Origin of the sequence: Kitasatospora sp. NPDC056446 (assembly GCF_042796115.1) — a bacterium.
GTDB lineage: Bacteria > Actinomycetota > Actinomycetes > Streptomycetales > Streptomycetaceae > Kitasatospora.
In genome coordinates this window covers 21,574-27,590 of the sequence record NZ_JBHTRF010000097.1, presented here as the reverse complement: position 1 = coordinate 27,590, position 6,017 = coordinate 21,574, and the positions used below count along the sequence as shown (strand labels likewise).

General features: G+C 75.9%; 7 protein-coding genes. 2 read left to right on the top strand and 5 right to left on the bottom strand.

The window, feature by feature from the left end; genetic code table 11:
• Window positions 1–71: 71 nt before the first annotated feature.
• The 5 genes from ACFQ6N_RS36055 to ACFQ6N_RS36035 all read right to left on the bottom strand — a co-directional run bounded on the left by ACFQ6N_RS36055 (window position 72) and on the right by ACFQ6N_RS36035 (window position 4,159).
• Window positions 72–746 (bottom strand): phosphonatase-like hydrolase, encoded by a 675-nt coding sequence (locus tag ACFQ6N_RS36055; protein ID WP_380658259.1) that lies wholly within the window; start codon window positions 744–746, stop codon window positions 72–74.
• A gap of 11 nt (window positions 747–757) precedes the next feature.
• Window positions 758–1,879, bottom strand: coding sequence for a TIGR03364 family FAD-dependent oxidoreductase (locus ACFQ6N_RS36050; RefSeq protein ID WP_380658257.1), 1,122 nt, complete (start codon window positions 1,877–1,879; stop codon window positions 758–760).
• Between the two features lie 161 nt (window positions 1,880–2,040).
• A complete protein-coding gene (locus tag ACFQ6N_RS36045; RefSeq protein WP_380658256.1) occupies window positions 2,041–2,556 on the bottom strand; it encodes a pyridoxamine 5'-phosphate oxidase family protein in 516 nt (171 codons plus the stop codon).
• A 266-nt stretch (window positions 2,557–2,822) separates the two neighbouring features.
• Window positions 2,823–3,491, bottom strand: coding sequence for a phosphatase PAP2 family protein (locus ACFQ6N_RS36040; protein ID WP_380658255.1), 669 nt, complete (start codon window positions 3,489–3,491; stop codon window positions 2,823–2,825).
• Complete coding sequence (locus ACFQ6N_RS36035) at window positions 3,491–4,159, bottom strand: DedA family protein (protein WP_380658252.1); 669 nt, start codon at window positions 4,157–4,159, stop codon at window positions 3,491–3,493. Before ACFQ6N_RS36035 ends, ACFQ6N_RS36040 begins: the two co-directional genes overlap by 1 nt.
• 114 nt (window positions 4,160–4,273) lie before the next feature.
• Here ACFQ6N_RS36035 and ACFQ6N_RS36030 point away from each other — a divergent pair, with 114 nt between their 5' ends.
• Both ACFQ6N_RS36030 and ACFQ6N_RS36025 read left to right on the top strand, forming a co-directional pair.
• Complete coding sequence (locus tag ACFQ6N_RS36030; protein ID WP_380658250.1) at window positions 4,274–4,711, top strand: BlaI/MecI/CopY family transcriptional regulator; 438 nt, start codon at window positions 4,274–4,276, stop codon at window positions 4,709–4,711.
• Window positions 4,708–5,835, top strand: coding sequence for a M48 family metalloprotease (locus ACFQ6N_RS36025; protein ID WP_380658248.1), 1,128 nt, complete (start codon window positions 4,708–4,710; stop codon window positions 5,833–5,835). The genes ACFQ6N_RS36030 and ACFQ6N_RS36025 overlap by 4 nt, the downstream gene beginning before the upstream one ends.
• Window positions 5,836–6,017 lie beyond the last annotated feature (182 nt).

The window sequence follows — 6,017 nt, the reverse complement described above, 5'->3', positions numbered from 1 at the left end:
GGGGGGGTGGGGGGGGGGGGGGGGGTCGCCCCCGCGCCCCCCCCCCCCCCCTCCCCGGGGTGCCGGGCCGGTCAGCCCAGCAGCGCGGGCAGTTCGGCCACCGATCCGAGCACGTGGGTCGCGCCGTCCGCCCGCAGGCGGGCCTCGTCGTGGGCGCCGGTGAGGACGCCGGCGACGACCGTGGCGCCGGCCCGGGTTCCGGTCAGCATGTCGTAGCCGGTGTCGCCGACGACGGCGGTCTGCCGCACCGAGTCGGTGCCCGTACGCAGCAGCGCGGTGAGCGCGAGGTCCGGGTAGGGGCGGCCGCGGCCGGCCTCGGCGGGGCAGAGGGTGAGGTCGGCGATCGACTCCCAGCCGAGGGCCTTGAGGATGCGGTCCTGGGTGGCCCGCGAGAAGCCGGTGGTGAGGACCACCTTCCGGCCCTGGCCGCGCAGTTCGGCGATCGCCTCGGCGGCGCCGGGCAGCGCGGCGCAGTGGCCGGCGTCGACCAGGTCGTGGTACGCGGCCTCGAAGGCCAGGTTGGCCCGCTGGGCCTTGTCCTCCTCGCCGAACAGGTGCCGGAAGACGGAGATCTTGGATTCGCCCATGGTGGCGCGGACGTGGGCCAGCATCGGTTCGAAGGCCGGGCTGCCGGCCTCGACGCCGAGTGCGGCGGCGGCCGCGGTGAAGGCCTGTTCGACGAGGCCGTCGTCGGCCACGGTGGTTCCGGCCATGTCGAGCACGACCAGGCGGATGTCGTCGGTCACGGTGGTGTCCCTTACAAGTTGGCGAGTTCGGCGGTGGTCTCGGCGATGGCCGGCGAGCAGGTCATGCCGCGGCCGCCCGGGCCGGTGACCAGCCAGACGCCGTCGCGCACGCGCTCGCGGTGGACCACCCGGGTGGTGTCGACGCACTGCGCGTACACGCCGGCCCAGCGGCGGCGGATCCGCGGCAGCGGGCGGCCGAGCAGGTCCTCGGCGACGCCGACCAGGTGGTCGTACGGGTCCTCGACCACGTCGAAGCCGAAGGGCTGGTCGTACTCGTGGGTGTCGCCGATGGTCAGTCCGCCGTCGCGCCGCTGGACCATCAGCAGCTGCATCTTGTGCTCGGCGGCGGTCTCCGGCTGGGGCTGCACCTCGCGCAGCCGGTCCAGGGCGGTGCCCGCGAAGGCGGGGTAGTAGCGGAAGCTGTCGCCGTCGGCGACGGAGCTGCCCAGGGTCTCGCCGAGCGGGTCGGTCTGCATCATCTGGAGCCGGACCCGGCGGACGGGCAGGGCGGGGGCGAGTTCGCGGACCAGGCCGCCGAGCCAGGCGCCGGTGCAGAGGACCACCAGGTCGCCGGTGTGGACGTCGCCGTGGTCGTCGCGGACGGCGTTCTCGCCGACCACGTCGCGCACCTCGCGTCCGGGCAGGAAGGTGTAGCGGCCGCTGGCCTCCAGGGCGGCGCGCAGCGCGGGCTGGGCGGTGCGGGGCTCGACGGCGGCGTCGCGCTCGCAGGCCAGGGCGCCGAGGAGCTTGCCGCGCAGGGCGGGGGCGGCGGCCCTGGTCTCGTCGGCGTCGAGCAGCCGGTAGCCGCGGGCGGCGGCGTCCGGCAGGGTCAGGGCCTGCTCGGCGACGGCGAGTTCGGCTTCGGTGCGGATCGCGGTGAGCGAGCCGTTGGCCCGGAAGCCGAGGTCCGGGACGCGGGTGCCGATGTGCTCCCACAGTTCGCGGGCGCGCAGCGCGGTGTCCAGTTCCTCGCCCTGCGCCCGGCCGCTGACCCAGACCAGGCCGAAGTTGCGCACCGAGGCGCCGCGCGCCTCGGCCTCGCGCTCCAGGTGGACGACCTCGTGGCCGCGCTCGACGGCCTGCCAGGCGTGCATGGTGCCCAGCACGCCCGCTCCTACGACGATGACTCTCATGCGGCCAGGCTGGTGCGCCCAGGTGTCCGAGGGGCGTCGGAACGCCGTCCCTCAGATGAACCACCTGAAAAGTTGTATAGCCAACCCGGCAGTACGTTCCGTCGCCCGGGCCACCGGCCACCAGCCCGACCCCGGGCCACCGACCCGCCCCCGAGCCGACCCTAGGAGCGCACCACCCGGGCCCGCAGGTAGTTGCGCCGCCCGAAGTTGGGCTCGTCCACCGCCGTCAGCTCCTCCACCTGGAACCGGTACAGCGCCGCCGCCCCGCCCCCGGTGAGGAACTGCCGCCGGACGTCCTCGTCCTGCGCGAAGGACGGGTACCGCCCCTGGTAGGCGGCCAGCGCCGCCTCCGCCTGCCGCCCCCAGGCCTCGCTCGCGCTGCCGGTCAGCTGCAGCCCGCGCAGCTGCTCGCCGAAGACCGGCGGCGGCAGGAACACGGTGGCGGCGGCCCGGGCCTCCTCGGCGAGGTGGTGGCTGTGCCGGGTGGAGCGCTCGCTGACGAAGTACAGGACCAGGTCCTCGTCGTACGCGAAGAAGGCCAGGTTGGCGTGCGGTCCGTGCTCGTGGCCGGCGGTGGCGAGGGTGAGCACCATGGCCTCCGCGAGCAGGCCCTCGACGCCCTTGTGCAGCAGGTCCCCCGGCCAGTCCCCCTGCTCGATGTCGAGTCTGTACGGCATTCGGCACTCCCTCCACTGGCACGCCCGGCGCTCTCGCGCCCCGAGCACGACTGAGCCGGGCGGGGGCCCCCGAGGAGGCCCCGCACCCGGCTCACATGCTCTACCCGACGCCCCGGCCGAACAAGGGTGGCGGGATCGGTGGAATCAGCGGAATCAGCGGGATCGGCCGATTCAGCGGATTCGGCCGGATCGGCGGACCCGGCAGACCCGGCAGACCCGGCGGACCGGGCGGACCGGGCGGATCCGCTGCGGCAGTACCGCCGCGGTCAGTACCGCTGCGCCCCGGACGCCGCGTACCCGCGGCTCACGGCCGGCGGCTCGCCGGGCCCGAGCAGCGGCCGCAGCGCACCGGACCGCATCCGGTCCACCAGCGGCCCGCAGCGCCCGGCGAGCGGCGCCAGCGCCACCGCGACCAGCAGGCCGACCAGGGCGCCCACCGCCACGTCGTGCGGGTAGTGCACGCCGACCCAGACCCGGGAGGCGGCCATCAGCACCGCGAACAGGCCGGCCACCCAGCCGAGCCGCCGGTTGACGAACCAGAGCGCGGCCGCGGCGGCGAAGGCGATCACCGAGTGGTTGCTCGGGAAGGACCAGTCCCCGGTGCCCGGGCAGGTCTCCAGCGAGACGCTGCCGGGGATCTGCGCGCAGGGCCGGAGCTCCTCCACCATGCCCTTGAACACCGAGTTGACGACGTACGCGACGACCACGATCAGCGGTGAGGCCAGCACCCTGGCCATCACGGCGGAGTCCGCGCCGCGCGCCCGCCACCAGGCCCAGAGCATGAAGACCGCGAAGAGTCCGAGGCCGAGGGCCGACCAGACCTTGATCAGTTCGTCCAGCCAGTGCGGGGCCGACTGCGCCCACCCGTTGACCCGGGTGTAGAGGCCGCCGTCGATGCCGCTGCCGTCGTAGACGGCCAGGGCCCGAGAGGACATCACGCGTCACCTCCGTGACGTGGCGCCTTACGGGCGCGGAACAGTTCGAGAACAATGGGGAACACGGAGACAACTACTACCAGACCGATGATCGGGAGCAGGTATCCGTCGATCCCGGGAACCGACGCCCCGAGCGCGTACCCGGCGAGCACCACGCCGACCGTCCACACGGCGCCGCCGAGGACCTGCCACAGGGTGAACGAGCGGACCGGCACTTCGAGCACGCCGCACAGCGGATTCAGCACCGTTCGGACCACCGGGATGAACCGGGCGAGCACGATCGCCTTGCCGTGGCCGTACTTGGCCAGCAGTTCCTCGGCCCGCTGCACGCCCTGCAACAGGCTCTTGCGCCGGGTGCGGCGCAGCAGCGCCCGCCCGCCGCGCCGGCCGATCAGGTAGCCGACCTGGGCTCCGACCAGGGCCCCGGCCAGGGCCGCGGGCAGCACCTGCCACAGTTCCAGCTGCGGGCCCTTGGTCGCGCCGGGCACGCAGAGCAGTCCGGCGGTGAACAGCAGCGAGTCGCCGGGCAGGAAGAAGCCGACCAGCAGTCCGGTCTCGGCGAACAGCACCACGGCGATGCCGAGCGCGCCGAACGCCGCGAGCAGTGAGGACGCGTCCAGCGGGTTCACCGCGAGGTGAACGACCGGATCGACGGGGAACTGGAGCAAGGCCTACGGACCTCCCGTACGTTGGAGGCGGTTCACGGCAGGAGCCGCCCCGACCGTCTACAGTGTCGTAGACGGTCTACACGACTGTAGACGAAACTTGGAGGAAGCGCCGCCATGTCCGACGTACCGTCCGCCCGCCGGCCCGCCGGAGAGCTGGAGGCCGAGGTGCTGGCCGCGCTCTGGTCGGCCAGGCAGCCGCTGACGCCGCAGGACGTCCAGGCGGCGCTCGGCGGGGACCTCGCCCGCACCACGATCGCGACGATCCTGGCCCGGCTGCACGACAAGGGGACCGTCGAGCGCACCCGGGCCGGCCGGGCGTACGCCTACACCCCGACCGTCCAGGACACCGCGGGCCTCGCCGCCCGCCGGATGCACACCGAGCTGGGCCGCGAGGCCGACCGCTCCACCGTGCTGGCCCGCTTCGTCTCCGACCTCTCCGCCGAGGACGAGCAACTGCTGCGCGACCTGCTCGGCGACGGCACCGGCCACCCCGGCGCGGCCTACCCGGGCGGCTACCCCGGCACCGGCGGACAGGGGGCGGCCGACCGATGATGCTCAGCGTCTGGGTCCCGCTGCTGCTGCCCTTCCTGGCCGCCCCGCTGGCCCGCCGCCTCGCCGAGGCGCTGTCGCCGCGGGCCGCCGCCTGGATGCTGGCCGGCAGCGCCGTCGTCCTGGCCGGCGGCACCCTGGGCTCGCTCGGCCTGATCGCCGCCGCCGGGCTGCTCCAACTGCCGCCGGTCGCCGCCCTCGGCCACCTCTCGCTGCCCTGGCTCACCACGGCCGCGCCGGACGCCCCGTTCGCGGCCGTCGCCGCCACCCTGGCGCTCGCCGCGCTGGCCGCGCTCGCGGTGCGCACGGGCCGCCGCCGACGACGGGAACTGCGCACCGCCCGGGCCTCCCTCCCGGCCGCCGACCAGCATCCGGACACGCGCCCCCGGCGCGCCCCCGTGCGCCGGGCGCGCACCCCGGAGCGCTTCGGCGCCCTGCTCCGGCTCGCCCGGTCCCCGCTCGGGGCCCTGCCGCGAGCCGCCGCCTCACCGCTCAGGAGCGTCCGGGCCCTGCTGCGCCCCGCCGAACCCCCGCTCGCCGTCCTGGACGACGAGCGCGCCGACGCCTTCGCCCTGCCCGGCCGCCTGGGCCGCCCCGGCCGACCGGGCGAACCCGGCCGGATCGTGGTCACCGCCGGCATGCTGCGCGCCCTCAGCGGACCCGAGCGCTCCGCCCTGCTCGCCCACGAACGGGCCCACCTGGCCGCCCGCCACCACGTCTTTCTGGCCCTCGCCGAACACGCCGCCGGCATCCACCCGGCGCTCCGCCCGCTGCGGGCGCCCCTCGGGTACCACCTGGAGCGCTGGGCCGACGAGGTGGCGGCGGCCCGGGTCGGCGACCGCGCCGTGACCGCCCGCGCGGTCGGCCGGGCCGCCCTCGCCGCGAACCGCGACCCCTGGCCCGCCCGGCCCCGGCTGGCCCCCGCCGCCCACTCCGGCCCGGTCCCGCGCCGGGTCGCCGCCCTGCTCCAGCCCCGCCCGGCCGCCGCCCCCGGCACCGGGCTGCGGGCCGTCGCCCTGGCCCTGGGCGTCTGCCTGGCCCTGAGCACCGGCGCCACCCTGGAGGCCACCGCGGACCTGCACCACACCGTCGAGGCCGCCCAGCACGGGGTGGGAGCGGAGCGCTGACGACGCCCGGGCCCGGGTCCGCACCCGGGCCCGCGCCGCGCTCCACGCCGGGGCCCGCGCCCGGAGCCGCCCTTTCGTACCGTCCGGTATGCCGACTTGGCAGACCCCGTCCCCCCGGGCCCACCGCCCCCGTACTCTTTCGTCAGCGCGTCGGCCCCGGCGTGACCTCGAACGGCGGCGAG